Below are 23,785 nucleotides of genomic sequence, written 5' to 3'. Positions count from 1 at the left end.
AGTACCTCCCTGACTTAACGGTAGGTAAGTTGTACCACAGCTCCTTACCTATCGTTAAGTCAGTTATGCTGGGTCCGTGCCGAAACCCTCCGACACCAAGCAGCGCATCCTCGACGTCGCGCGCGACCTCTTCACGACCCAAGGGGTGCAGCGCACCAGCCTGCAGGACATCGCCGACCGGCTGGGCATCACCAAGCCCGCGCTCTACTACCACTTCCCCTCGCGCGACGAGCTCGTGCGCAGCATCGTCCAGCCCATGCTCGACGACGGCGAGCGGTTCCTCCTCGACCAGGAGGCCCGCGGGGACGCGCCGGTGCGGGAGCTGATCGAAGGGTTCTTCGACTTCAACTACCGCCACCGCGCGGACGTGATCATGCTGCTGGCCGAGATGCCCACGCTGGCCGACCTGGGGCTCATCGACAAGGCACTGGGCTGGCGCACCCGGCTCACGGTGCTGATCTGCGGCCCCGAGCCCACCCTCGCGGCGCAGGCGCGCGCGATCCTCGCGCTGGGCGGCCTGCAGGACGTCTGCATGCAGTTCCCCGACGCCCCGGTCGAGGAGCTCAAGGCCGCGGCGGTCGCCGGAGCGCTCGACGCACTCGGCCGCTAGCGCACCGCGGCGCGGTCGATGATCGCGGCGGTGTCCACCCCGGCCGGCAGCGTGCCGAACGCGATGCCCCAATCGCCGCCGAACCGGGACGCGCAGAACGCGTCCGCGACCGCCGGGTGGCCGTGGCGCACCAGCAGCGATCCCTGCAGCACCAGCGCCATCGCCTCGACCACCCGCCGCGCCCGGTACTCGATCGCGTCGAGGTCGGTCAGCTCCTTGCGGACGCGGTCCACGGCGTCGTCCAGCCGCGCGTCGCCACCGGCCGCCTGCTCGACCTCGGCGAAGAACGCCGCGACCGACTCCGGCTGCTTCCCCATGGCGCGCAACGCGTCCAGCGCGGCGACGTTGCCCGAGCCTTCCCAGATCGACGACAGCGGAGCCTCGCGGTAGAGCCGCGGCATGCCCGACTCCTCGACGTACCCGTTGCCGCCGAAGCATTCGAGGGCCTCGGCCGCGTGCATGGGCGCCCGCTTGCACACCCAGTACTTCGACACCGCGAGCCCGAGCCGCCGGAACGCCTGCTCCTGCTCGTCGTCGCGCCGGTCGCCCGCCGCGGCCAGCCGCATCGCCACCGTGGTGGCCGCTTCGGACTCGATCACGAGATCCGCGAGCACGTTCGCCATCAGCGGCTGCTCGACCAGCGCCTTGCCGAACGCGTGCCGGTGGGTGGCGTGGTGGATCGCGCGGACCGCGCCCAGCCGCATGCCGGACGCGCTGCCGAGCGTGCAGTCCAGCCGGGTGTTGTTGACCATCTCGATGATGGTGCGGACCCCGCGGCCCTCCTCGCCGACGAGCCAGCCGGTGGCGTGGTCGTACTCGATCTCCGAGGACGCGTTGGAGCGGTTGCCCAGCTTGTCCTTCAGCCGCTGCAGCCGGATCGGGTTGCGCGAGCCGTCGGGCAGGACGCGGGGGAGCAGGAAGCACGAGAGCCCGCCGGGTGCCTGGGCCAGCGTCAGGAACAGGTCCGACATCGGCGCCGAGGTGAACCACTTGTGCCCGACGAGGGTGTAGCTGCCGTCCGCACCCGGTGCCGCCGTCGTGGTGTTGGCGCGGACGTCGGAGCCGCCCTGCTTCTCGGTCATCGACATGCCCGCGATCAGGCCCCGCTTGGTGCTGGGCTCCCGCAGCCCGAAGTCGTACTCGGTCGCCGCCAGCAGCGGCTCGTACCGCGCGGCCAGCTCCGGGTTGGCCCGCAGCGCCGGGATCGCCGCGTAGGTCATCGAAATCGGGCAGCTGTGCCCGGCCTCGACCTGGCCCCAGACGTAGAACTTCGCCGCCCTGGCCGCGTGCGCGCCCTCGCGCGGGTCCTGCCACGGCGTGCCGTGCAGGCCGTGGGACACCGCGACGGTCATCAGGTCGTGCCAGTACGGGTGGAACTCGACCTCGTCGATCCGGTGGCCGTACCGGTCGTGCGTGCGCAGCACCGGCTCGTTCTCGTTGACCACCCGCCCCCATTCCTGGGCCTGCTCGCTCCCGGCCAGCCGGCCCAGCTCGTGCAGCTCGCCGGACGCCCAGTCCGCCCCGGCCCGCTCCAGCCCGGCCAGCAGCGCGGGGTCGTCGGCGACGTCGTGGCCCTGCAGCGGCGGGACCTGGTTGGTGACCTCATGCGTGGCGGACATCGGAACCTCCTAGAGCGCGGACGACGAACGTGCGGAGCTCGGCGACGTCACCGGCGTTGCCGCTGGTCAACGGGCCGATCAGGACCTCGGCGGCGGCACCCACCAGCGCGGCGGCGGTCAGCCGGCCGTCCTGCGGCGGCAGCGCGCCTTCGCGCACCCCGGCCGCGACGTGCTCGGCGACGACCTCGGTGAACGCCCGGCGGAACTCGAGCCGCTCGGCGTCGATCCGTGCGTCGACCGGCTCGGCCAGCAGGGCGTACGCCTGGCGGGGCGCCTTGAGCGCGCGCTGGGCGAACGTCTCGAACACCGCCAGCACCCGCTCGGCGGGCTCACCGGGCTGCGCGGACGCGGCCCGGACGGCTTCGACCTCCCGCGTCACGACCTGCCGGAACACGTGCACGACGAGGTCGGCCTTGGTGGGGAAGTGCTGGTAGACGCTCCCGACGGCGACCCCGGCCCGCTCGGCGACAGCGGCGACGGAGCAGCCGGCGTAGCCGTGCTCGGCGAGTTGCTCGGTCGCCGCGGCGACGATCGTCTCGCGCTGGGCGTCGAGGCGTTCCTGGACCTTCGGGGTGCGGCGGTAGGGCACGCCAAGAAGTGAAGCACTGATTCAGTGCTTCAGTCAACGCTCCAGGAGCCGCTTCGCACCCCGGATCTCGGCCTCGACGTCGGCTCGCAGCTTCCGCCGCAGGACCGGCTCGACGAGCAGACGCAGGGGAGCGGCGAACCCGAACGCGATCCGCCGCGTCACCCGGATCCCGCCGTCCACCGGCGCGCACGAGAAAGACGCTTCGAACGACGAGAACCGCCGGGCCAGCCGGTTCTCCGGCCGGTCGGGGAGGTGGACGTCGACGCGCTCACCCGGCGTCAGCGTCATCCGCGACACGATCTTCGGGCCCGGCCCCAGCCCGGGCAGCGCCGAGCGGAACCGGAACTCGGTGACATCGCCGTCCCGGCGCACCCAGTCGATGGCGCCCAGCTTGGGGTCGACCTCCGCGTACCGCCGCGGGTCCATGACCAGCGCGAGAAAGGCGTCCGGCGGGCACGACATCGTCTCTTCCACGGTCACTTCCACCATAGAAAGAGAGTAGTCTCTCACTTATGGCGCGAACAACCCCCGGCGTCACCCGCCGCCGCATCCTCGACGAAGCCGTCCACCTCTTCGCCACCCGCGGCTACGACACGACCTCCGTCGCCGACATCCAGACCGCGTGCGGCCTCAACCCCGGCTCCGGCGCGCTCTACAAGCACTTCCCCTCGAAGGCCGCCCTCCTGGAAGCGGCCGTGCACGACAACCTCGGACGCCTCGCCGCCCGCGCCACCGAAACCGCCGACGCCCGGCTCCCGGACGACCCCCGCGAAGCGCTGCGCGTGCTCGCCGACGTCGTCTGGGCGTTCCTGGCCGCCGACCGCGACCTCGTCCGCCTGATGATCCGCGAGTTCACCGGCTTCCCCGACCTCTTCGAGCGCATGTGGCAAGGCGTCATCGCGTCCGTGTACCGCCGCGGCACCGACTGGATCACCACCCTGCGAGACCAGGGGAGAGCCCGCGTCACCGACCCGGAAGCGACCGCGGCCGTGCTCGTCGCCTCCCTGACCTACTACCCGATCCTCGACGTCCTCATCGGACACACCCCGGGCGACCTCGCCCCGGACCGCTTCCTCGCCGCCTGGCTCGACTCCTCCGTCAAAGCACTCGACCTGCGCGACTGAGGAACTCCCGCACCGCCCGCGGCGACCGCAGCTCCACCACGTCCACATCGGACGCCGCGAGCACCCGCCGCACCTGCGGCAGGTGCCGCCACCGGTACGTCAGCAGCCACGACCAGAAGTCCCACCGCTCCCGGCCGCGCCGCAGCGCCCGCCACGCACACCGCACCGGCGACAGGTTCAGCAGCACCGCGGTGTCCGCCACCCCGGCCCGCACCTCCAGCACGTCGTACGGGCCGAGGTCACCGTCCAGGACCCACCGCGGACCCGCTACCAGCTCCCGCTGCCGCGCGACCCAGTCCACCCGCGACAACCCCGCCGGCCAGAACACGCTGTCCAGCTCCACCACCGGCAACCCGGTCCGCACCCCGAGCCGCCGCGCGAACACCGACTTCCCGGACCCACCACACCCCAGCACCAGCACCCGCTCCACACCGCCATTCTCGCGCTTGCGCTGGAGCGCACTCCAGCTCTTAACGTCGCAACCATGACCACGCCCCAACACAAGATCGGCTCCGGCTACGGCGCCACCAGCACCGCCGCCGAGGTCCTCACCGGCATCGACCTGACCGGCAAGCTCGCCCTCGTCACCGGCGGCTACTCCGGCATCGGCCTGGAAACCACCCGCGTCCTCGCCAACGCCGGCGCCCACGTCATCGTCCCCGCCCGCCGGCGCGCCACGGCCGAGGAAGCCCTCGCCGGGATCGCCAACACCGAAATCGACGAACTCGACCTCGCCGACCTCGACAGCGTCGACGCCTTCGCCGGCCGCTTCCTCGCCACCGGCCGCCGCCTCGACCTCCTCATCGGCAGCGCCGGCATCATGGCCTGCCCCGAAACCCGCGTCGGCCCCGGCTGGGAAGCCCAGTTCGCCACCAACCACCTCGGCCACTTCGCCCTGGTCAACCACCTCTGGCCGGCCATCGCCGACGGCGCCCGCGTCGTCTCCGTCTCCTCCCGCGGCCACCACTTCTCGCCGATCCGCTGGGACGACGTCCACTTCGGACACGACTACGACCGCTGGCTCGCCTACGGCCAGGCCAAGACCGCCAACGTCCTGTTCGCCGTCCACCTCGACCGGCTCGGCCGCCACCGCGGCGTGCGCGCTTTCGCCCTGCACCCCGGCTCGATCATGACCAACCTCCTGCGCCACATCCCGCGGGACGAGTGGCACGCCCACGGCTGGCTCGACGAACAGGGCAACCCCACCGACTACTTCAAGACACCCGAAGCCGGCGCCGCCACCCAGGTCTGGGCCGCCACCTCACCCCAGCTCGACGGCATGGGCGGCGTCTACCTCGAAGACTGCGACATCGCCGAGCCCGCCCCCGGCGAAGACGGCGTCACCGCGGTCCGCCACCGCGTCGGCGTCCGCGACTACGCCATCGACACCGGCGAAGCCGCCCGGCTCTGGGCCCTGTCGGCCGACCTCACCGGCGTCGACACTATTTCCCGGTGATCACACCCACCGCGATCCCCAGGATCGCCGTGTTGTAGACGAACGACACCACGCTGTGCGTCAGCACCGTGTACCGGATCGGCCGCGCCTGAACCTCCACATCGGACGTCGCGAACGACGTCCCCACGGTGAAGGCGAAGTACGCGAAGTCCAGCAGGTTCGGCCGCTCCGTCGCCGGGAACCGCAGCCCCGGCCCCGGAGCGGCCCGGTAGTGCAGGTGCGCGTACCGGTCCGCGTACCCGAAGTGCAGCAGGATCCACGCCGCGAGCACCGCCGGCACCGCACTGATCTGCAGCACCGACGCGTACTCGTCGTCCTCCTCCGCGATCACGTTCGCCGCCAGGATCAGCAGGCCCGCCGACATCCCGACCACGCTCACCAGCAGCGTCGCCGCGAAACTCGACCGCCGCCCCAGCAGGCTGTGCAACCACGTCGGCTCCGCGTCATCCACCAGCCGGTAGCGGCGGATCCGCAGGAACCGCGTCACGATCACCGCCACCGCCAGCACGTCCCACGCCAGCAGGAACACCACGTCCAGCCCGGTGTCCGGCGCGACCAGCCACCCCAACCCCAGCACCACCAGCAGGAACTCCGCGCACTGGTACCAGATCCTCCGCAGACGACGCACGGCGCGAAGCTAGCGGCCTACGCGCGCGACGGCACGCCGGATCACCTGGTCAGGTGGCCCGCGGGACCAGCGCCACCAGGTACCGGCAGGGGAGCGACCCCGGGTTCGCGAACACCCGCTCCGGCGCGGTCCCCAGCTGCAGGCAGTCGCCGGCGTCCAGCTCGTGCACCTCGGTGCCCTCCCGGAGGCGCAGGTGCCCGTCCAGCACCCAGATCTGCTGGTGCAGGAACGCGCTCGCGAGCAACGGCACCTCCGCACCCGCGGGCAGCTCGATCTCGACCAGCTCCAGCGGACGGCCGGCGGCGGGGGAGACCGCCCGCCGCCGGTACCCGGTGTCCGGATCCACCCACACCGGCTGCTCGGCCACGCGCACCAGCCGCCGCTCGTCACCCTCGGCCCGCGCGATCAGCTCCGACAACGTCATCCCCAGCGCCGCCGACAGCTTCGCCAGCAACGCCGCCGTCGGCTGCACGTCACCCCGCTCGATCTTCCCGATCATCGCGCGCGACACCCCGGACGCCTCGGCCAGCGCGGCCGCCGAAAGACCGTGGGACGTCCGTGCCGTGTGGACGGTGGCGGCCAGGCGAGCAGTCAGGGGGTCGGTCATGGGTTGATACTATACGACCACTTCTGGCTACCATATGAGCCATGCCGATCAGAGACGCCACCCCCGAAGACGCGGCCGCCTGCGCCGCCATCTACGCGCCCTACGTCACCGACACCGTCATCTCCTTCGAGGACGAACCGCCCTCCATCGCCGAAATGGGCCGCCGGATCGAAGACGCCCACGCGTGGTTCGTCCTCGACGACGACAGCCACGTCGCCGGATTCGCCTACGCCCACCGCTTCGCCGAACGCGCCGCCTACCGGTGGTCGTGCGAGACGAGCATCTACCTCGAACACGGCCGCCACCGCACCGGCGCCGGCCGCGCACTGTACGAGACGCTGTTCGAACGACTGCGGGACAACGGCTTCTGCCGCGCCTTCGCCGGGATGACCCTCCCGAACGACGCCAGCGCCGGCCTGCACCGCGCACTCGGGTTCGAGCCGGCGGGCGTCTACCGGAAGGTCGGCTGGAAGCACGGCGCGTGGCGCGACGTCGCCTGGGTCCAGAAGGACCTTCATGCAACCGATGGTTGCGCATCGCCGCCGGCCCCGCTAACGTGACCCGCAACCAAACGTTGCACAAGGAGCCGGCATGGAACACGGAACCCTCGACCGCGAGATCCACATCGAAGCCACCCCCGAAGTCGTCTTCGACGTCGTCAGCAGCCCCGAACACCTCCGCGAATGGTGGCCCGACGAGGCCGAATACCCGGTCGAAGCCGGGGGAGAAGGCCGCATCGGCTTCGGCGGCAACTGGGTGCAGTTCACCGTCGTCGACGCCATACCCCCGAAACTCTTCTCCTTCCGCTGGACCCACGCCGAGGGGGAGACCGCCGCACCGGGCAACTCGTTCCTCGTCGTCTTCGAACTCGAGCCGACCGCCACCGGCACCCGGCTCCGGATGACCGAAACCGGCTTCCGCGAACGCGGCTGGGACGAAGCCAAGATCGCCGCCGAATACGCCGACCACGTCAGCGGCTGGGACCACTTCCTGCCCCGCATTCCCGCGTACGCCGCCAAGGTCGAAGCCACCTCGTGAGCACCGCCGTGGACGACGACCTCTGGTCGGCGATCGGCGACCCCACCCGCCGCCGGATGCTCGACCTCCTCCTGAACCAGGGCAGCGCAACGGCCACCAGCCTCAGCGAACACCTCCCGGTGACCCGCCAAGCCGTCGCGAAACACCTCACCGTCCTCGACCGCGTCGGCCTCGTGCACGCGACACCCGCCGGCCGCGAGAAGCAGTACCGCGTCGACGAAACCCAGCTGGCCCGCGCCGTCGCCCAGCTCGCCGACGTCGGCGCCGCCTGGGACGCCCGGCTCCGCCGCATCAAGCGCATCGCCGAAACCATCCAGAAGAACCTCTAGAAAGGCACGAAAATGGACATCCTGCACCGCATCGGCATCGAGAAGTCCGCACCGGAGAAGGTTTACGAGGCGCTCACCACCCTCGACAGCCCCTCCGCGTGGTGGGCCCAGAAGACGGTCGGGGACACCGAGCTCGGCGGCGTCATCGCGTTCCGGTTCACCGCCGGCGGCTTCGACATGAAGGTCACCGAGCTCGACCCGGGCCGGCTCGTCCGCTGGGAGGTCGTCGACGGACCGCCCGAGTGGGTCGGGACGACGATCCGCTGGGACATCGAGCAGCGTGGCGACTACACGATCGTCCTGTTCAAGCACGAAGGCTGGCGTGAGCCGGTGGAGTTCATGCACCACTGCAGCACCAAGTGGGCGATCTTCCTGATGAGCCTCAAGCAGCTCCTGGAGACCGGGGAGGGCGCCCCGGACCCGAGGGACGTGGCGATCAGCGACTGGCATTGAGATTACTTGACATAATGTACATTATCGGCACTTGGGGACGTGCTGGGACGGGGAGCCAGGAGGGGCGCTGAAGCCGGGTTCCCGGGAGGTGCGTTCGGTTCGTCAGGACGGCTCCTGCTGAGGTTTCTCCTCCGGCGTTCTCCCGTGTCGGACGCCAGAGCCCCTGAGGGTGCCCCTCAGAAGGCCGCAGGAGCATCCCCTGAAGGCGTGGATCCGATGCGCCGCCACTCGACCCTAAAACGTCACGGTGACGAAACTAAGGTGGGCGATCCGACGCCGAGACGGCAGTTGGCAAGGTCCGACGCTGCCGGCTCGCTGACGATCGCCCAGAGCGTCTCAGGCAGCCTCTGTGCTGCTCGAACATATGTGCGCATCCCCGGTGAACGCACCCGGAGGGGCGGATTCGGGCCCGAATCGGCGTCCGAGAGAGTCCAGGATCCCCCGGGAGGTCGGATCGGACCAAACCGACATTTCATGCATAATGGCGATTATGCATGAAATGTCGGGGGTGACCCGGCGACCGGAATTGTCGGTGGTGTGCTGTACAAGATCCACATGAAGGTTTCCGAGGCCCAGCAAGCCTTCTTCGCGGCCCGCCGGCCCCGCAAGGACTCACCGCACACCACCGACGCCTACCGCCGTGACCTCGCCGGGATCACCACTCTCCTGGTTTTGGAGCTCGCCCGCCCGGCCGAAGACCTGGACGTCACCGATCTGACCGGCCTGGCGCTGAGATCGGTGTTCGGCGTGTTCGCGGACGGGCACGCGAAGAGCTCGGTGCTGCGGGCCTGGTCGACGTGGAACCAGTTCCTGACGTTCTGCGTGGCGGACGGGCTGCTGGACGGCAACCCGATGGGCGCGGTGGCGCGGCCGCGGACGCCGGCGTTGACGCCGAAACCGTTGCGGGGCGAGGAAACCCCGGAGCAGCTGCTGTCGGCGGCGGCCGCGGGTTCGCGGAGGGCGCGGGACCCGTGGCCGGAGCGGGACGTGCTGGTGATCGCGCTGGGGCTGGTGGCGGGGTTGCGGGCGGCGGAGATGCGGGCGTTGACGGCGCGGTCGCTGGTGGGGCGTGAGGGTGAGCCGCGGTTGCACGTGAAGGGGAAGGGCAGCCGGGATCGGTCGATCCCGGTGCAGCCGGTACTGGCGGACCTGATCGAGCGGTACCGGGAGTCGTGCCGGGTGCGGTTCCCGAGTGTGCGGTTCTCCCCTGGTTCGCCGTTGCTGCTGGACCGGGCGGGTGAGCCGATCGGGCGGGGTGCGCTGGAGTACCTGGTGAAGTCGTGTTATCGCGGGGCGGGGTTGCACGACCGGGTGCCGGTGGGGGCGAATCTGCACGCGTTGCGGCACACGTTCGCGACGCGGTTGGCGGAGGACGGGGCGACGGCGTCGGAGATCATGGCGTTGCTGGGGCACGCGAGCTTGGCGACGAGTCAGAACTACATCGAGGCGACGGGCCGGGAGCAGCGTGCGGCGGCGGCGAGCAACCGGACTTACCGGGCGTTGGACGGGTTGGGCTGAGGCGGGCGACCCGACGTTCGGCTGCGACTTCCGTCACCGTCAGCGGAGTTGTTCGAGGTCCCTGGCGGCGCGGGCGATCTCGTGGGCGAGCCCGCGTAGCTCCCCCGCGTCGGCTCCGTCGTCGACGGCGGTGACGATGTCTTCGGCCGCGCAGCGGAGCTGGAAGAGGCGGTCCTGGAGGGCGGCGATCTCGGCGTCCGAGAGGACGACGGCGTCTTCGGGCAGGCCGCTGCGCTGCAGGGCGGTGCGGCGTTCGTAGGCGCGCTGGCGGCAGGACTGTCCGCAGTACCGGCGGCGGCGGCCGACGTTGCCGCCTTCGGGGAGGCGTCGTCCGCACCAGCCGCAGTGCCGGGGCGCGCCGCGGCGGGCGGGCACGGTTTCGACGGGGGCGGGCTGGGCTAGTTCGGCGGCTTCCCTCACCCGGGAGACCCTAGCTGGCCATCGGTTGCTCATGCCGGGGTCATGGCGGAAGGGCACACTTGGGGGATGCCGTCGTCGTTCCCGTACCTGGCCGATCCGCTCCCCCGTGCCTTCGCCCACCGTGGCTGGCACCTGGACGAGCTGGACGGGTTGGAGAATTCGCTGCCGGCGTTCCGGCGGGCGTGTGCCGAGGGGTACCGGTACCTGGAGACGGATGTGCACGCGACGGCGGACGGTGTGGTGGTGGTGCACCACGACGCGCGGCTGGACCGGACGACGGACGGTTCGGGGGCGATCGCGACGCAGACGTGGGAACAGCTGAAGAACGTGAAGGTCGGCGGGAGGGCTCCGCTGTCGCGGCTGGAGGACGTGCTCGAGGAGCTGCCGGACGCGCGGTTCAACATCGACGTGAAGGCCGATCAGGCGGTGGCGCCGTTCGTCGGGGTGCTGGAGCGGACGAACGCCCATGACCGGGTGGCGGCGGCGGCGTTTTCGGACGCGCGGCTGGTGCGGTTGCGGAAGCTGGCGGGGCCGAAGCTGGTGACGGCGATGGGGCCGCGGTCGGCGTTCGCGCTCTGGGCGCGGGGGAAGCTGCCGCTGCTCCCCCTCGGGCGGCTGGTGCTGGGGGCGATGGCGCAGGTGCCGGTGCGGCAGGGGGCGCTGCGGGTGGTGGACAAGGCGTTCCTGTCGATCGCCGGCCGGTCCGGGATCGAGGTGCACACGTGGACGATCGACGATCCGGCGGAGATGCGGATGTTGCTGGACCTGGGGGTGCACGGGATCGTGACGGACCGGCCGGACCTGCTGCGTGAGGTGCTGATCGAGCGCGGCTCCTGGCAGCGGTCCCAGGAGCCGTGAGGGTCAGCGGGGTGGTTTGCCGTTCCAGGCGGCTTCCCAGGTCTTGGGGCCGAGCAGGCCGCTGTCCTTGATGCCGTTGGCGCGCTGCAGATCGAGGACGGCGGTGCGGGTCTTGTCGTAGTAGCAGCCGGTGCCGGTGAAGCCGTAGCCGAAAGCGTTCATGCGGAGCTGGAAGGCCTTGAGCGGGGCGGCGCAGTCGCCGTAGGCGTAGACGACGCCGGGCCACGGCGGTTTGCCGCTCGGGGGCGGCGGGGTGGGTGCGGGGGCCGGTCCCCCGCCGATGTAGGCGGCTTCGGCGTAGGAGGGGACGCGCTTGCTGCGGGCGTCGGCGTCGCCGGTGAGCTTGAGCATGCCGGCGCACTGCCAGGGTTGCCAGCCGCGCATGCGGTAGAGGTAGAGGGCCCGGTAGTCCTGTTCGGCGGGGGCGGCCTGGTCGGGGCGGCCGGCGCCGCCGACGCTGCGCCAGGTGGGCAGGTCGAACTGGTAGGCGCCGTAGTAGCCGTTGCCGGTGTTGGTGGCGTAGCGGCCGCTCGACTCGCACATGCGGAGCTTGGCCCAGGCCGTCGACGCGGGGTCCGCGGAGGCGACGGCGGGGACGGTGAGCTGCAGACCCATGGCGGCGATGGCGAGAAGGAGGGTTCTCGCGGCGGTGCGTCTCCGGTTCTGGATCATGGGAGCACAGTAGGAGCGTGCCTCTTTGGCCACAAGAGACACACTCCGCGCTTCAGTCTCACACGAAACACCTTTCACTCTGGTCAGCGACACGCCGTCAATGGCGGACCGTGATTGCCACGGAAGTGGCGGATGATCACGAAGCGACGAACCGGACACGGTTTCGGTGGTGCGTTCACCCGCTTCGCTACGGCCCAGTAGTCTCCGCGCTGACCTGGACGTTCTCGAGGATGAGGAGCCGTGGATGACGCTGGCCGGGACGCGCTCGACCAAGCGCGAGCGCTGGGGCTGGTATTTCTACGACTGGGCGAATTCGCCGTTCTATTCGTCGACGACGACGGTGTTCGGCGCGCTCTCCATGAGCACGATCGCGGCGGCGGACGCGAAAACGAACTTCACCCTTAACGGGGACCGCCCGTGCGTGGACGCGGCCGGTGCGGTGGACACGCTCGACCACTGCGACGTGACGTTGTTCGGGTTGCACTTCCCCGCCGGTTCGGTGTGGGGCTACCTGCTGTCGGTGGCGACGGTCGTGCAGGTGCTGGTGCTGCCGATCGCGGGTGCGGTGGCCGACCGGAGCCACAACAAGCGCCGGATCCTGGGCGGGTTCGCGTTCCTGGGTGCGGTGGCCTCGGCGGCGATGTTCTTCTTCGCCGGTTCGGACTGGCAGCTGGGCGTGGTGCTGTTCATCATCGCGAACATCGGCTACGGCGGTTCGCTGGTCGTCTACTACTCGTTCCTGGTCGACATCGGCGGGCCGGACGAGCGGGACGACATCTCGGCGAAGGGCTGGGCGTTCGGGTACCTGGGCGGCGGGCTCGCGCTGGTGTTGCAGCTGGGGCTCTACCTCGGCCACGACGCCTTCGGGGTGAGCAAGGACACGGCGGTGCAGATCTGCTTCCTGACCTCGGGGCTGTGGTGGGCGCTGTTCACCATCCCCGCGGTGCGGGCGCTCCCCCGCCGGCACTCGCCGGTCGACGTCGCCCCGGGGACGTCGGTGCTGCGGTCGGGCTTCGCGGAGCTGTGGCAGACGATCGTGGCGGCGAAGGCGTACCCGTTGACGCTGGCCTTCCTGGGCAGCTACCTGGTCTTCACCGACGGGATCAACACGGTGGTGACGGTGTCGGCGCAGTACGGGAAGGACGAGCTGGGCTTCGGCAACGAGGTCCTGATCATGACGATCCTGGTGATCCAGTTCGTCGCGTACCTGGGCGGGACGCTGCACGGGCTGGTGGCGCGGCGGATCGGGGCGAAGCGGACGATCCTGGGCAGCCTGGTGCTGTGGGTGGTGGTGCTGGCGGGGGCGTACTTCGTGCAGCCGAAGCAGCTGGTGCAGTTCCTGGCGGTGGCCGTCGGGATCGGGCTGGTGCTGGGCGGGACGAACGCGCTGTCGCGGTCGTTGTTCAGCCAGATGATCCCGGCGGGCAAGGACGCGCAGTACTACTCGCTCTACGTCGTGGGTGAGCGCGGGACGTCGTGGCTGGGGCCGTTGCTGTTCGCCGGGGTCGGGCAGGCGACGGGGTCGTTCCGGCTGGCCATCATCGCGCTGGTGATCTTCTTCGCGGCGGGTCTGGTGCTGGTCTGGCTGGTGCCGGTGCGGCGGGCGATCGTGGCGGCGGGCAACACGCCGCCGGAAGTCTTGTGAGGCTGTGACGAGGCACGATCGGTTGTCACCCGGGCGGTCCTGAACGACTGTCCAGACACCGATAGGGTCGGGTGTCGTGACCTTGTTGAACGACCGGGCCGGGGGCCCCGACCCGACCGACGCCCTCTCGTCGGTGCCCGCGGCCGGTTCGCGCCGCGGGACGCCGCCGGTGGGCAGGCTGAAGTTCTGTTACGGGCCGATGGACTGCGGGAAGTCGACCTTGGCGCTGCAGATCGACCACAACCACGCGCGGCAGGGCCGGCGCGGGCTGGTGCTGGTGCGCCACGACCGTTCGGGCGCGCCGCAGATCTCGAGCCGGATCGGGCTGAGCCGGCAGGCGGTGGAGGTCGGCGAGGACACCGACGTGCGGGACCTGGTGCGCCAGGAGTGGGCGCGGGGGCAGCACGTGGACTACGTCGTGGTGGACGAGGCGCAGTTCCTCTCCCCCGGGCAGGTCGACCAGCTGGCCGAGCTGGCCGACGAGGTCGAGATCGACGTGTACTGCTTCGGTATCGCGACGGACTTCCGGAGCCGGTTGTTCCCGGGGGCCGCTCGCCTGTTCGAACTGGCGGACGAGCTGCAGCCCGTTCAGGTGGAGGTGTTGTGCTGGTGCGGGCTGCCGGGACGGTTCAACGCGCGGGTCCTCGACGGTGAGGTCGTGCGCGAAGGTGACACCGTTGTGGTGGCAGATACCGAACAATCCGTAGTTGAATCTTCAGCTTTGGCGGGTTTTGAGGCCGAAAACGCTACCGTGCGTTATCAGGTATTGTGTCGCCGCCACTTCCGATCGGGTGACTTGGGGCCCGTTACTGGTCGTCACGGTCAGTTACGGTTGACCTGACGTGGGCGTTAGTAGCCCATCCGGGGGATATCAGCACTAAGAAGGCCGTATTGACGTCACGCCGAAGCGCGAAACGCCTCCTACTAGAGGAAGCTGATGCCGTTGGGTGACGCAGCTCATCGTGAGCAACGACATGGCATCCCGGGAATCCTCGGGGGCCCCAAGTCGTTGCATAGGGTGAGCAACACCCAGGCTCCACCCGGAGCTGACTGAAAGGACCCCCATCATGGCCGACCGTGTTCTTCGTGGAAGCCGGCTGGGAGCGGTCAGCTACGAGACCGACCGCAACCACGACCTCGCTCCTCGCCGCACCGTGCGTTACGCCTGCCCCAAGAACCACGAGTTCGAGGTGCCGTTCTCCGACGACGCCGAGATCCCGACGGTCTGGGAATGCCGCCTGCACGGCAGCGAGTCGGAGATCGTGGATGGCGGGCAGCCCGAGCAGAAGAAGGTCAAGCCGCCGCGCACCCACTGGGACATGCTGCTCGAGCGGCGCACGATCCCCGAGCTCGAGGACCTGTTGAACGAACGTCTCGCCGAGCTGAAGGGCCGGCGGACCTCCCGGTCCGCGTAAGCCCCGAGAGCGTCGGCCCGTAGCCACCGCTCCCACCACAACGGAAAGGCCCCCGCGACCTCCCCCCGCGGGGGCCTTTCGTGTACCCGGAGGGTCGGCTCGCGTACCCAGGGAGTCGGCTCGCGTACCTGGAGGGTCGGTTACCTGGCCGACCCTCCAGGTACGCGAACCGACCGTTCCGGTACGTGACCCGACCCTCCGGGTACGTGCTTACCCCGGTGCGTCGCGGAACGGGCCTCGCAGGGCTGCCCACTGCAGCATCATGATCGTCTTCGCGTCCGCGATCTCGCCCGTCTCGATCATCTTCTTGGCGTCGGTGAACGGCAGCTCGACCACCTCGATGTCCTCCCCCTCCTCCGCGATGCCGCCGCCCTCGCCGCGGTCGGCCGGGTCGTACGGCGCCGCGTAGCAGTGGAGGCGCTCGGTCACCGAGCCCGGGCTCGTGTAGACGTCGAACACGTGCTCCAGCTCGCCGATGCGGACGCCGGTCTCCTCCTGCGCCTCGCGGCGGATCGCCGTCTCCGCGTCGTCGGCGTCCAGCAGGCCCGCCGCCGCCTCCAGGAACATCCCGTCCGGGTGGTCGTTCACGTAGACCGGGTAGCGGAACTGGCGCGTCAGCAGCACCGTCGCGCCCGCCACGTCGTAGAGCAGCACGGTGGCGCCGTTGCCGCGGTCGTAGGTCTCCCGCTGCTCGGTGGTCCAGCGGCCGTCGCGGTGCTGGTAGTCGAACGTCGTGCGGCGCAGCACGTACCAGGCCGACGACAGCACTTCGACGTCGGTGATCCGGACCCGCGGGTTGCGGGCCAGAGTGCGGGTCAGGCTTGTCGATGAGGTCATGCCGCGACCATAATGTGCACGACTCGGCAGAAACAAGGAGGATTGTGCATGTTGGTCGGCGAACGTCGTGACCTGCTGCTCGCCCGGCTCGCGGCCGACGGCAAGGTGCTGGCGAAGGACGTGGCGGCCGAACTCGGCGTCTCGGAGGACAGCATCCGCCGCGACCTGCGCGACCTGGCCGCCGCGGGACTATGCCAGCGCGTCTACGGCGGAGCGCTGCCCGTCTCCCCCGCCATCGCCGACTACGCGAGCCGGACCGCGATCGCCGTCGACGGCAAGGACCGGGTCGCCGCGACCGCCGCCGGCCTGGTCCGGCCCGGCTCGACGGTCATCCTCGACGGCGGCACCACTACGCTGGCCGTCGCCAAGGCCCTGCCGAAAGACCTCGAGGCCACCGTCGTCACCCACAGCCCGACCGTCGCCGTGGCCCTGCTCGACCACGCGGGCGTCGAGGTCTTCCTGCTGGGCGGGCGCCTGTTCCGGCACTCCGCGGTCACCTGCGGCGCCGCCGCGGCCGAGGCCGCCCAGGCGATCAGCGCCGACGTCTTCCTGCTCGGCGTCACCGGCGTCCACCCCGACGCCGGGCTCACCACCGGCGACGCCGACGAAGCCGCGATGAAACGCACCCTGGCCCGGCGCGCGGCCGACACCTACGTCCTGGCCAGCGCCGAGAAGCTCGGTGCCGCTTCCCGGTTCACCGTGCTGCCGTTCGCCGACATCGCCGGCGTCATCACTGACGCCGACCACTCCGACCAGAACGTGCAGAAACTTGCAGCGATCGGGGTCCGGTTCCTTTGACCTCGACGTACCACTCGTGGCCCGCCACCAGCGCGAACACCGGCGCCGGCAGCCACACGAGCACCCGCAGCACCGCCGCGAGCCGCCCGCGGCCGCGCACGTCGGACACGTGCGCGGCCAGCGCCGCCTGCTTGCGCCCGGCGAACCGCCGCACGTCGAAGCGGTGGGTGATGGCCGAGGCCGGGCTGTAGAGCCCGCCGAAGGCGGCGTGGTCGTACCGGAACGGGATCCGCAGCGCGCGGACCACCCGGACGAGCCGGACGACGGTCTCGCGCGGCATCGTCGCTTCCATCAGCCGTGTCCCGGTCAGCCGGGCCGCCCGCCGGGCGACCTCGTGGACCTTGACGTGGTCGCGGTGGCCGTAGCCGCCGCCTGCGTCGTAGCCGAGCAGGAGATCGGCCTTTTCCTCGTGCAGCACGGCCGCGAGCCGGTGCGCGGCCTCCTCGGTGTCCGCGCGGGCGAAGCGCTGCCGGCCGGGCGGATCCGGGTACAGCTCGGGCCCGTGCCCGCTGTCGGCGTACCCGAGGTGCACGACGCGCCGGACGCCGAGGATGGCCGCGCTCGCCTCCAGCTCCCGCCAGCGGGGCGTCGGGTACTCGGCGTCCATGCCGTCGGTGGCCACGACGACCACCACCCGGTGCCCGTCGGCCGCCGCGCGGGCCAGGGTGCCCCCGCTGAGCACCACGGGGTCGTCGGCGTGGGCGTGAAAGGCCACGATGGTCGTCATCGGCCCCATGATGGCCGATGACGGGAGAAGTCCGCATGAATGAACACCGGGTCCGGTTCGCGGCGCTGTTCGACGCCGAGGTGCGGCCGCACAACGAGCGGTTCCGCGCCGCGGCCGCCGTCGGGCCGGGCGAGGACGTCCTCGACGTCGGCTGCGGCACCGGCGAGTCCACCCGCGAAGCTGCCAAGGCGGGCGCGACGGCGCTCGGCATCGACGTCTCGGAGCAGGCGATCGTCAAGGCTCGTGAACTCGGCGGGGCGAGCTTCGAGGTCGCCGACGCCCAGACGCACCCGTTCCCGGCCGCGGCGTTCGACGTCGTGCTGAGCCGGTTCGGGGCGATGTTCTTCGCCGACCCGCCCGCCGCGTTCGCCAACCTTGCCCGCGCGCTGCGGCCCGGCGGGCGCCTCGTGCCGCTCGTGTGGCAGGAGCGGGCCCGCAACGAGTGGTACTCGGTGCTGCACGATGCGCTCTCCCCCGGCATCGCCCCGCCCCCGAGCGGGCCGCACTTCTCCCTCGGCGACCGGGACCACACCGACGCCCTGTTGCGGACCGCGGGCTTCGGCGACGTCGAGTTCACCGAGCTGCGCGAGCCCGTCTGCTACGGCCCCGACTCCGCGACCGCGTGCGAGTTCGCCCTCGGCCTCAAGGACGTCCAAGAGCTGCTGACCGGCGGAGACGGTGAGTCCGTAGCCCGCCTGCGGGACGCCTTCGCCGCACACGAAACCGCGGACGGGGTGCTCCTGGGCGCCCGGACCTGGATCGTGACCGCCCGGCTCAGCCGCGCTTGAGCAGCCGTCGCACCTGCTGCCAGCGGCGCTCGGCGCCCCACTTCGCCACCCGCAAGAACGCTTCGCGGATGATCGAGCCGTCCATCTTCGACTCGCCGATCTCGCGCTCGGTGAAGGTGATCGGCACCTCGACGATCTCGAACCCGGCCTCGGCCGTGCGGATCGTCAGGTCGATCTGGAAGCAGTAGCCGTGCGAGTTGACCTCGTCCAGCGCCAGCTTTTCCAGCACCGGGCGGCGGTAGGCGCGGAAACCGGCGGTGATGTCGCGGGTCCGCATGCCCAGCGCGATCTGCGAGTAGACGTTGGCGCCACGCGAGAGCACCTGGCGCTTCACCGGCCAGTTGACCACGCTGCCGCCCGGCACGTACCGCGACCCGATGGCCAGGTCCGCGTCGCCGACGGCGTCCAGCAGCCGGGGCAGGTCCTCGGGCGCGTGCGAGCCGTCCGCGTCCATCTCGACGATCGTGTTGTACTCGCGCGCCAGGCCCCAGCGGAACCCGGCGATGTAGGCCGCGCCCAGCCCGGCCTTCTCGGTCCGGTGCATCACGTGGATGTTCCCGTTCGCGGCCGCGCGCTCGTCGGCGAGCTCACCGGTGCCGTCCGGGCTGCCGTCGTCCACCACGAGCACGTGCACGTCCGGAAGTGCCTTGTGCAGGCGATCCAGGATCGGGCCGAGGTTCTCCCGCTCGTTGTACGTCGGGATCACCACCAGCACCGGCTCGATTTCCCGGGCCCCCCGCGGCGCCTGCGACATCCGTGCTCCTCCGATATCCCCGGCGGTCAGTCCGCCGTCTCCCCTGCTGCCGTGCCGGCGCTGGTGCGCCGGGTGCGAAAACGGAGCACGAGCCCGCCGGCCACCCCGGCGATCGCCAGTGCCAGCAGCCCGTACTCCGTCCATGCACCGAGTCGATCCGACAGCGTAGTCTGCGTCCGCAGCGGGACGCGCCCGACCAGGGAATCCGCGGTGAAAAGGCCCGTTGAGCTGGTAACCGTCCCGTCGGGGGCGACGATCGCGCTCACTCCTGAGACGGCGGACACCACGACCGCGCGGCCGTGTTCGACCGCCCGCAGCCGCGACATGGCCAGCTGCTGGACGCTCATCTCGCTCTCGCCGTACCAGGCGTTGTTGGTCGGCACGACGAGCAGTTCGGCGCCGTCGCGCACGGCGTCGCGGCCGGGGTAGTCGAACGCGGCCTCGTAGCAGACGAACATGCCGACCTTCGTGCCCGCGACGTCCATGGCCTGGTTCGTGCCGTCGCCGGGGACCATGTCGACGGTCTCCTGGTCCAGGAACGGCGTGACGAGCTCGGCGAGCTTCCGCGCGGGCACGTACTCGCCGAAGGGCACCAGCTGCTGCTTCGCGTAGCGCTGCCCGGGCCCGGTGTGCGGGTCCCAGGCGATGACCGAGTTCTGCAGGTGCCGGTCGGGCAGCTCGTAGATCGCGCCGATCAGCGCGGGCACGCCGAAGTTCGCGATGAGCTGGTCGACCTGCGGGTCGGGGCCGGTGACGGTGGTGGCGCTCTCGGGCCACAGCAGCAGGTCCGGTTTCGGGACCTGGCCGGCGTGGATGGCGTCGAGCAGCCGCTGGCTCTCGGCGATGGTGTTGTTGCGCAGGACGGTACGTTCGCCCTGCAGCGCCAGCCCGATGTCCGGCGCGTTGCCCTGCACGGTCGCGACGGTGAGCTCGCCGTCCTGTGCGCCGGTGCCGACGGCCGGCCACAGCGCCAGGCCGGCCACCACGGGCAGCAGCGTGCCGGTGGCGGCGAACACGGCCGGGCGGGTCCGCAGCGCGGCCACGAGCGCCTCACGCCCGTCCCAGAGCCGGCCGACGAGCGCGGCGAGGCAGAACCCGGTGAGGACGACGGCGAAGCCGACCAGGGGCGCGCCGCCGATCGACGCGAGCGGCAGGAACGCGCCTTCGGGCTGGCTGAAGGCGACCCGGCCCCACGGGAAGCCGCCGAAGGGGAACCACGCGCGGGGCGTCTCGAGCGCGATGAACACCAGCGCGGCCCACAGGGGCCCGGCCGGCAGGCGCGACACCCAGGTCATGAGGCCGCCCGCGAGCCCGTAGTAGAGCGCCAGCGCGAACGACAGGCCCAGCCACGGCCACGGCCCGAAGTCGGGGCCGAGGAAGTCGAGCAGCCACGTCAGCAGCGGCAGGAAGAACACGAACCCGAACGCGAAGCCGTAGCCGAACGCGCCCCGGAAGCGCTGCCGGCCGCGCAACACCAGCGCGAACCCGGCGAACGCCAGCGGCGCGAGCCACCACAGCGGGCGTGGCGCGAAGCTCAGGTAGTAGGCGAACCCGGACACCAGCGCCGCGGCCAGGCGCAGCAGCCAGGCACGCGGGAACCGCCGGGTGGGGGCGGGTTGGTGCGGGGCGCCCGGTTCGGGGTCCGCCACGGTGACTGCCACGGGTGACAACTCTAGGTGATGGCGTCGTGGAGGACGTCACCCGCGCGGACCGTGCGCAGGCATTGCGGCAGGGCGGCGTCCGGTTCGAGCCGCGGCAGGGGTGGGACGCCGGCGCGTGGGTCGGTGGACCAGCGCTGCACGCGGCTGTCCGGGGTCGCCACGACCAGGTCGGTGGCGTCCCAGATCGCGTAGTGCGCGGGTGCGCCGGGGACGAGGCTGCCGGTGACGCCGTCGTTGACCCCGGCGGCGCGGTGCCCGGCCCGGGTGTGGGCGGTGAAGGCCGCCCGCGGCGAGAGGCCGGCGCCCGGGGTGCGGTGGTAGGCGGCCGCGCGGACGCTGGCCCACGGGTCGAGCGGCGTCACCGGCGCGTCGGAGCCGAAGGCCAGCAGGACGCCTTCGGCGGCGAGCGTCGAGAAGGGGTTGAGCCCGGCGGCCCGGTCGCCGAGGCGTTCGGCGTACATGCCGTCGCCGCCGCCCCAGAGCGCGTCGAACAGCGGCTGCATCGAGGCGACCGCGCCCCAGCCGGCCAGCAGCTTCGCCTGGTCGGCGGTGACCATCTCCAGGTGCTCGAGCCGGTGGTGGCAGGCGGCCAGGGCGCGCTGGCCGACTTCCTTCTCGGCGAGCCGGAAGCCCTCCACGACCTCGGCGACGGCGGCGTCGCCGATGACGTGGAAGCCGGCCTGCAGCCCGGCTTCGGTGCAGGCGGTCAGATGCTCGCCGATGCGGTGGGCGTCGAGGTAGAGCGTGCCGGAGCCGGCGCGGTCGGCGTACGGCGTCGTCAGGGCGGCGGTGTGGGAGCCGAGGGCGCCGTCGACGAACAGGTCGCCGGCCAGGCCGCGGGCGCCGAGCTCGCGGGCGGTGCCGACGGCGCCGAGCTCGCCCCAGTAGCCGACGACCTCGGGTTGACCCGGGCCGGCGAGGGCGAGCAGGGCGGCGAGGTCGTCACGGCCGGAGATGTCGGGGCCGGCGCATTCGTGGACGCTGACGATCCCCTGCTTCGCGGCCTCGGCGAGGAACGCGCGCTGGGCGCGTTCGCGCTGGTCGGGGGTAATGGCGGCGCGCACGGCCGCGCGGACGGCGTGGTGGGCGGCGCGGGTCAGCGGGCCGTCGGGCGACCAGCCGCCGGCGTCGCGGGCGGCCGGGGCCAGCTCGACGAGGGCGGTGGAGACCAGCGCGGAGTGGACGTCGACGCGGCTGAGGTAGACGGGCGTGGCGCCGGCGGCGTCGTCGAGCTCGGCGCGGCTGGGCAGCCGGGAGTCGGTCCAGGTGCTCTCGTCCCAGCCGTGGGCGAGCAGGACCTGCCCGGGGACGACGGCCTCGCGCACGCGGGCCAGCAGCTCGGTGCCACTGCGCACGGCGGTGAGGTCGAGGCCGGTCAGGTGCAGGCCGGTGGCGGTGGCGTGGACGTGGGCGTCGACGAAGGCGGGCGCCACGAACGCGCCGTCGAGGTCGACGATCTCGGCGCCGGGGTGGAGGGTGCGGGCCGGGGCGTCCTGGCCGACCCAGACCACGGTGCCGCCGGTGACCGCCATCGCCGTGGCGTCCGGGCCGGCGGGGGTGTAGACGCGTCCGCCGAGCAGGAGCGTCGTGTGTTCGTCCGTCACGTCCTTGAGTCTGCCCCGGCGTGGAAGCGACCTCGGCACCTGGGTGAAGACACCTCAGAAGGCAGGAAGATTTACTCCATGAGAACGTTATGACAGGATATTTTAACGCGTTCCCGACGACTAGGAGTACAAGTGACTGCGACCCAGGAACCTGTGACGCCTGCCGCCGCCTTCGATCAGCCCTACGAGTACGCCCGCGCCGAGCTCGTGGAACCCGACTGGCGCCGCTTCCCCGGCTGGCACGGAGTGACCGACGCCGAGTGGCGTGACGCCCAGTGGCAGCGGGTGCACTGCATCCGCAACGCCAAGCAGCTGCGCGCCCTGATGGGCGATCTGCTGGAGGAACGCTTCTACGACGACCTGCTCGCCGACCAGCGCGAGATGGCGACCATGTCGATGCTGCTGCCGCCGCAGATGATCAACACGATGGCGCCGACGGCGGGCACCGACCCGGCGAAGGTCACCGAGGCGTTCTACGCCGACCCGATCCGCCGCTACATGCTCCCGGTGAAGAGCGACCGCGACACGACGTGGCCGAGCCACCCGCACTCGGAGCGCGACTCGCTGCACGAGGCGGAGATGTGGGTCGTGGAGGGCCTGACCCACCGCTACCCGACCAAGGTGCTGGCCGAGATGATCTCGACCTGCCCCCAGTACTGCGGGCACTGCACTCGCATGGACCTGGTCGGCAACTCCACCGAGCAGGTCGAGAAGCACAAGCTGACGCTCAAGCCGGTCGACCGCCAGGACGCGATGATCGCGTACCTGAAGAAGACCCCGGGCGTCCGCGACGTGGTGGTCTCCGGCGGCGACGTGGCCAACGTGCCGTGGCCGCAGCTGGAGTCGTTCCTGATGCGCCTGATGGACATCGACACGGTCCGCGACATCCGCCTGGCGACGAAGGCCCTGGCGGCGCTGCCGCAGCACTGGCTGCAGCCGAAGGTCGTCGAAGGCTTGGAGCGCGTCGCAGTGACGGCCCAGCGCCGCGGCGTCAACCTGGCGATCCACACCCACGTGAACCACGCCCAGTCGGTGACCCCGCTGGTGGCGGAGGCGGCCCAGACGGCGCTGAACGTGGGCGTCCGCGACGTCCGCAACCAGGGCGTCCTGATGCGCGGGGTCAACGCGACGCCGGCGCAGCTGCTGGACCTGTGCTTCGCGCTGCAGGGCGAAGCGAACATCCTGCCGTACTACTTCTACATGTGCGACATGATCCCGAACGCGGAGCACTGGCGGGTTTCCGTGCACGAGGCGCAGGAACTGCAGCACTCGATCATGGGCTACCTGCCGGGCTACGCGACGCCGCGCATCGTGTGCGACGTGCCTTATGTCGGGAAGCGGTGGGTGCACCAGCTGGCCGAGTACGACCGTGAGCTCGGGATCTCGTACTGGACGAAGAACTACCGGACGGGGATCGAGCTGGAGGACCCGGAGGCGTTGAACCGCCGCTACCCGTACTACGACCCGATCTCGACGCTGCCCGAAGCCGGCCAGACCTGGTGGGCGAACCAGGGCGACTGACGCCCGCAGGTGGTGCACGGGGCGCCCGGACGCGTGATTCGCGCGGCGGGCGCCCCGTTGCCGTCCGGCCGGGTTCGCGGACCCGAACCGGCAATTCCCGTTTCTCGAATGTAC

28 protein-coding genes are annotated in these 23,785 nt (G+C 71.1%); 15 read left to right on the top strand and 13 right to left on the bottom strand.

Annotated features, from left to right (window positions below; all coding sequences use genetic code 11):
- Positions 1-76 precede the first annotated feature (76 nt).
- Positions 77-610, top strand: coding sequence for a helix-turn-helix domain-containing protein (locus AB0C38_RS41145; RefSeq protein WP_360683959.1), 534 nt, complete (start codon positions 77-79; stop codon positions 608-610).
- On the opposite strand, the gene AB0C38_RS41140 is transcribed toward AB0C38_RS41145, so the two are convergent.
- Genes AB0C38_RS41140 through AB0C38_RS41130 form a run of 3 tightly spaced genes read right to left on the bottom strand, consistent with a single transcriptional unit; the run spans position 607 to position 3,307 of the window.
- Entirely contained in the window at positions 607-2,229 is a 1,623-nt protein-coding gene (locus AB0C38_RS41140) for an acyl-CoA dehydrogenase family protein (RefSeq protein WP_360683956.1), read from the bottom strand. The two genes, AB0C38_RS41145 and AB0C38_RS41140, sit on opposite strands and share 4 nt — an antisense overlap.
- Complete coding sequence (locus AB0C38_RS41135) at positions 2,213-2,818, bottom strand: TetR/AcrR family transcriptional regulator (RefSeq protein ID WP_360683953.1); 606 nt, start codon at positions 2,816-2,818, stop codon at positions 2,213-2,215. Before AB0C38_RS41135 ends, AB0C38_RS41140 begins: the two co-directional genes overlap by 17 nt.
- Positions 2,819-2,851: 33 nt before the next feature.
- Positions 2,852-3,307, bottom strand: a complete 456-nt coding sequence (locus tag AB0C38_RS41130; protein ID WP_360683950.1) for an SRPBCC family protein — start codon at positions 3,305-3,307, stop codon at positions 2,852-2,854.
- A gap of 23 nt (positions 3,308-3,330) precedes the next feature.
- Here AB0C38_RS41130 and AB0C38_RS41125 point away from each other — a divergent pair, with 23 nt between their 5' ends.
- On the top strand, positions 3,331-3,942 hold the full coding sequence (locus AB0C38_RS41125; RefSeq protein WP_360683947.1) for a TetR/AcrR family transcriptional regulator: 612 nt from the start codon (positions 3,331-3,333) through the stop codon (positions 3,940-3,942).
- Here the strand turns inward: AB0C38_RS41125 and AB0C38_RS41120 are convergent.
- Positions 3,917-4,372, bottom strand: a complete 456-nt coding sequence (locus AB0C38_RS41120; protein WP_360683944.1) for a hypothetical protein — start codon at positions 4,370-4,372, stop codon at positions 3,917-3,919. The two genes, AB0C38_RS41125 and AB0C38_RS41120, sit on opposite strands and share 26 nt — an antisense overlap.
- A 54-nt stretch (positions 4,373-4,426) precedes the next feature.
- Between AB0C38_RS41120 and AB0C38_RS41115 the strand changes: the two genes are divergently transcribed.
- Positions 4,427-5,398, top strand: coding sequence for an SDR family NAD(P)-dependent oxidoreductase (locus AB0C38_RS41115; protein ID WP_360683941.1), 972 nt, complete (start codon positions 4,427-4,429; stop codon positions 5,396-5,398).
- Here AB0C38_RS41115 and AB0C38_RS41110 read toward each other — a convergent pair.
- Together AB0C38_RS41110 and AB0C38_RS41105 are read right to left on the bottom strand one after the other, a co-directional pair.
- A complete protein-coding gene (locus AB0C38_RS41110; RefSeq protein WP_360683938.1) occupies positions 5,385-6,026 on the bottom strand; it encodes a DUF1345 domain-containing protein in 642 nt (213 codons plus the stop codon). The two genes, AB0C38_RS41115 and AB0C38_RS41110, sit on opposite strands and share 14 nt — an antisense overlap.
- A 49-nt stretch (positions 6,027-6,075) precedes the next feature.
- Entirely contained in the window at positions 6,076-6,633 is a 558-nt protein-coding gene (locus AB0C38_RS41105; protein ID WP_360683935.1) for a cupin domain-containing protein, read from the bottom strand.
- Between the two features lie 41 nt (positions 6,634-6,674).
- On the opposite strand from AB0C38_RS41105, the gene AB0C38_RS41100 reads away from it, so the two are divergent.
- The 5 genes from AB0C38_RS41100 (at position 6,675) to AB0C38_RS41080 (ending at position 9,971) form a co-directional block, all read left to right on the top strand.
- Entirely contained in the window at positions 6,675-7,193 is a 519-nt protein-coding gene (locus AB0C38_RS41100; protein WP_360683932.1) for an N-acetyltransferase family protein, read from the top strand.
- A gap of 31 nt (positions 7,194-7,224) precedes the next feature.
- Positions 7,225-7,671 (top strand): SRPBCC domain-containing protein, encoded by a 447-nt coding sequence (locus AB0C38_RS41095; protein WP_360683929.1) that lies wholly within the window; start codon positions 7,225-7,227, stop codon positions 7,669-7,671.
- Positions 7,668-8,000: a metalloregulator ArsR/SmtB family transcription factor gene (locus tag AB0C38_RS41090; RefSeq protein WP_360683926.1), complete on the top strand. Its 333-nt coding sequence runs from the start codon at positions 7,668-7,670 to the stop codon at positions 7,998-8,000. The genes AB0C38_RS41095 and AB0C38_RS41090 overlap by 4 nt, the downstream gene beginning before the upstream one ends.
- Positions 8,001-8,012: 12 nt before the next feature.
- Positions 8,013-8,453, top strand: a complete 441-nt coding sequence (locus AB0C38_RS41085; protein ID WP_360683923.1) for an SRPBCC domain-containing protein — start codon at positions 8,013-8,015, stop codon at positions 8,451-8,453.
- A gap of 537 nt (positions 8,454-8,990) precedes the next feature.
- The gene (locus AB0C38_RS41080) at positions 8,991-9,971 is read left to right on the top strand and encodes a tyrosine-type recombinase/integrase (RefSeq protein WP_360683920.1); all 981 of its coding nucleotides are present in this window, start codon (positions 8,991-8,993) and stop codon (positions 9,969-9,971) included.
- Positions 9,972-10,010: 39 nt separating this feature from the next.
- Here AB0C38_RS41080 and AB0C38_RS41075 read toward each other — a convergent pair whose 3' ends face one another.
- Positions 10,011-10,391: a hypothetical protein gene (locus AB0C38_RS41075; RefSeq protein WP_360683917.1), complete on the bottom strand. Its 381-nt coding sequence runs from the start codon at positions 10,389-10,391 to the stop codon at positions 10,011-10,013.
- A 66-nt stretch (positions 10,392-10,457) separates the two neighbouring features.
- Between AB0C38_RS41075 and AB0C38_RS41070 the strand changes: the two genes are divergently transcribed.
- Positions 10,458-11,249, top strand: coding sequence for a glycerophosphodiester phosphodiesterase (locus AB0C38_RS41070; RefSeq protein ID WP_360683914.1), 792 nt, complete (start codon positions 10,458-10,460; stop codon positions 11,247-11,249).
- A 3-nt stretch (positions 11,250-11,252) separates the two neighbouring features.
- Here the strand turns inward: AB0C38_RS41070 and AB0C38_RS41065 are convergent, their stop codons facing one another.
- Entirely contained in the window at positions 11,253-11,921 is a 669-nt protein-coding gene (locus AB0C38_RS41065; protein WP_360683911.1) for a transglycosylase family protein, read from the bottom strand.
- Between the two features lie 244 nt (positions 11,922-12,165).
- Between AB0C38_RS41065 and AB0C38_RS41060 the strand changes: the two genes are divergently transcribed.
- The 3 genes from AB0C38_RS41060 to AB0C38_RS41050 all read left to right on the top strand — a co-directional run bounded on the left by AB0C38_RS41060 (position 12,166) and on the right by AB0C38_RS41050 (position 14,981).
- Positions 12,166-13,566 carry an MFS transporter gene (locus AB0C38_RS41060; RefSeq protein WP_360683908.1) on the top strand — a complete coding sequence of 467 codons (1,401 nt, stop codon included), beginning with the start codon at positions 12,166-12,168 and terminating at the stop codon, positions 13,564-13,566.
- A 76-nt stretch (positions 13,567-13,642) separates the two neighbouring features.
- Entirely contained in the window at positions 13,643-14,407 is a 765-nt protein-coding gene (locus tag AB0C38_RS41055; RefSeq protein ID WP_360683905.1) for a thymidine kinase, read from the top strand.
- A 226-nt stretch (positions 14,408-14,633) separates the two neighbouring features.
- Positions 14,634-14,981, top strand: coding sequence for an RNA polymerase-binding protein RbpA (locus AB0C38_RS41050; RefSeq protein ID WP_003081521.1), 348 nt, complete (start codon positions 14,634-14,636; stop codon positions 14,979-14,981).
- Between the two features lie 210 nt (positions 14,982-15,191).
- Here the strand turns inward: AB0C38_RS41050 and AB0C38_RS41045 are convergent, their stop codons facing one another.
- Positions 15,192-15,818: an NUDIX domain-containing protein gene (locus AB0C38_RS41045; RefSeq protein ID WP_360683902.1), complete on the bottom strand. Its 627-nt coding sequence runs from the start codon at positions 15,816-15,818 to the stop codon at positions 15,192-15,194.
- Positions 15,819-15,866: 48 nt separating this feature from the next.
- On the opposite strand from AB0C38_RS41045, the gene AB0C38_RS41040 reads away from it, so the two are divergent.
- Complete coding sequence (locus AB0C38_RS41040; RefSeq protein ID WP_360683899.1) at positions 15,867-16,616, top strand: DeoR/GlpR family DNA-binding transcription regulator; 750 nt, start codon at positions 15,867-15,869, stop codon at positions 16,614-16,616.
- On the opposite strand, the gene AB0C38_RS41035 is transcribed toward AB0C38_RS41040, so the two are convergent.
- The gene (locus AB0C38_RS41035; protein ID WP_360683896.1) at positions 16,549-17,343 is read right to left on the bottom strand and encodes a PIG-L family deacetylase; all 795 of its coding nucleotides are present in this window, start codon (positions 17,341-17,343) and stop codon (positions 16,549-16,551) included. The two genes, AB0C38_RS41040 and AB0C38_RS41035, sit on opposite strands and share 68 nt — an antisense overlap.
- A 35-nt stretch (positions 17,344-17,378) precedes the next feature.
- On the opposite strand from AB0C38_RS41035, the gene AB0C38_RS41030 reads away from it, so the two are divergent.
- The gene (locus tag AB0C38_RS41030) at positions 17,379-18,131 is read left to right on the top strand and encodes a methyltransferase domain-containing protein (protein ID WP_360683893.1); all 753 of its coding nucleotides are present in this window, start codon (positions 17,379-17,381) and stop codon (positions 18,129-18,131) included.
- Here the strand turns inward: AB0C38_RS41030 and AB0C38_RS41025 are convergent.
- Genes AB0C38_RS41025 through AB0C38_RS41015 form a run of 3 tightly spaced genes read right to left on the bottom strand, consistent with a single transcriptional unit; the run spans position 18,118 to position 22,150 of the window.
- Positions 18,118-18,885: a polyprenol monophosphomannose synthase gene (locus tag AB0C38_RS41025; protein ID WP_360683890.1), complete on the bottom strand. Its 768-nt coding sequence runs from the start codon at positions 18,883-18,885 to the stop codon at positions 18,118-18,120. The two genes, AB0C38_RS41030 and AB0C38_RS41025, sit on opposite strands and share 14 nt — an antisense overlap.
- Positions 18,886-18,911: 26 nt before the next feature.
- Complete coding sequence (lnt, locus tag AB0C38_RS41020) at positions 18,912-20,546, bottom strand: apolipoprotein N-acyltransferase (RefSeq protein ID WP_360683886.1); 1,635 nt, start codon at positions 20,544-20,546, stop codon at positions 18,912-18,914.
- A gap of 11 nt (positions 20,547-20,557) precedes the next feature.
- Positions 20,558-22,150, bottom strand: coding sequence for an amidohydrolase family protein (locus tag AB0C38_RS41015; RefSeq protein WP_360683883.1), 1,593 nt, complete (start codon positions 22,148-22,150; stop codon positions 20,558-20,560).
- Positions 22,151-22,282: 132 nt separating this feature from the next.
- Between AB0C38_RS41015 and AB0C38_RS41010 the strand changes: the two genes are divergently transcribed.
- Positions 22,283-23,671, top strand: coding sequence for a lysine 2,3-aminomutase (locus tag AB0C38_RS41010; RefSeq protein ID WP_360683880.1), 1,389 nt, complete (start codon positions 22,283-22,285; stop codon positions 23,669-23,671).
- The last annotated feature ends 114 nt before the right edge of the window (positions 23,672-23,785 follow it).

Source organism: Amycolatopsis sp. NPDC048633 (assembly GCF_040650695.1).
Taxonomy (GTDB): Bacteria; Actinomycetota; Actinomycetes; order Mycobacteriales; family Pseudonocardiaceae; genus Amycolatopsis.
Note: the sequence above shows the minus strand (reverse complement) of the source record. Positions and strands in the feature narration are given on the sequence as shown.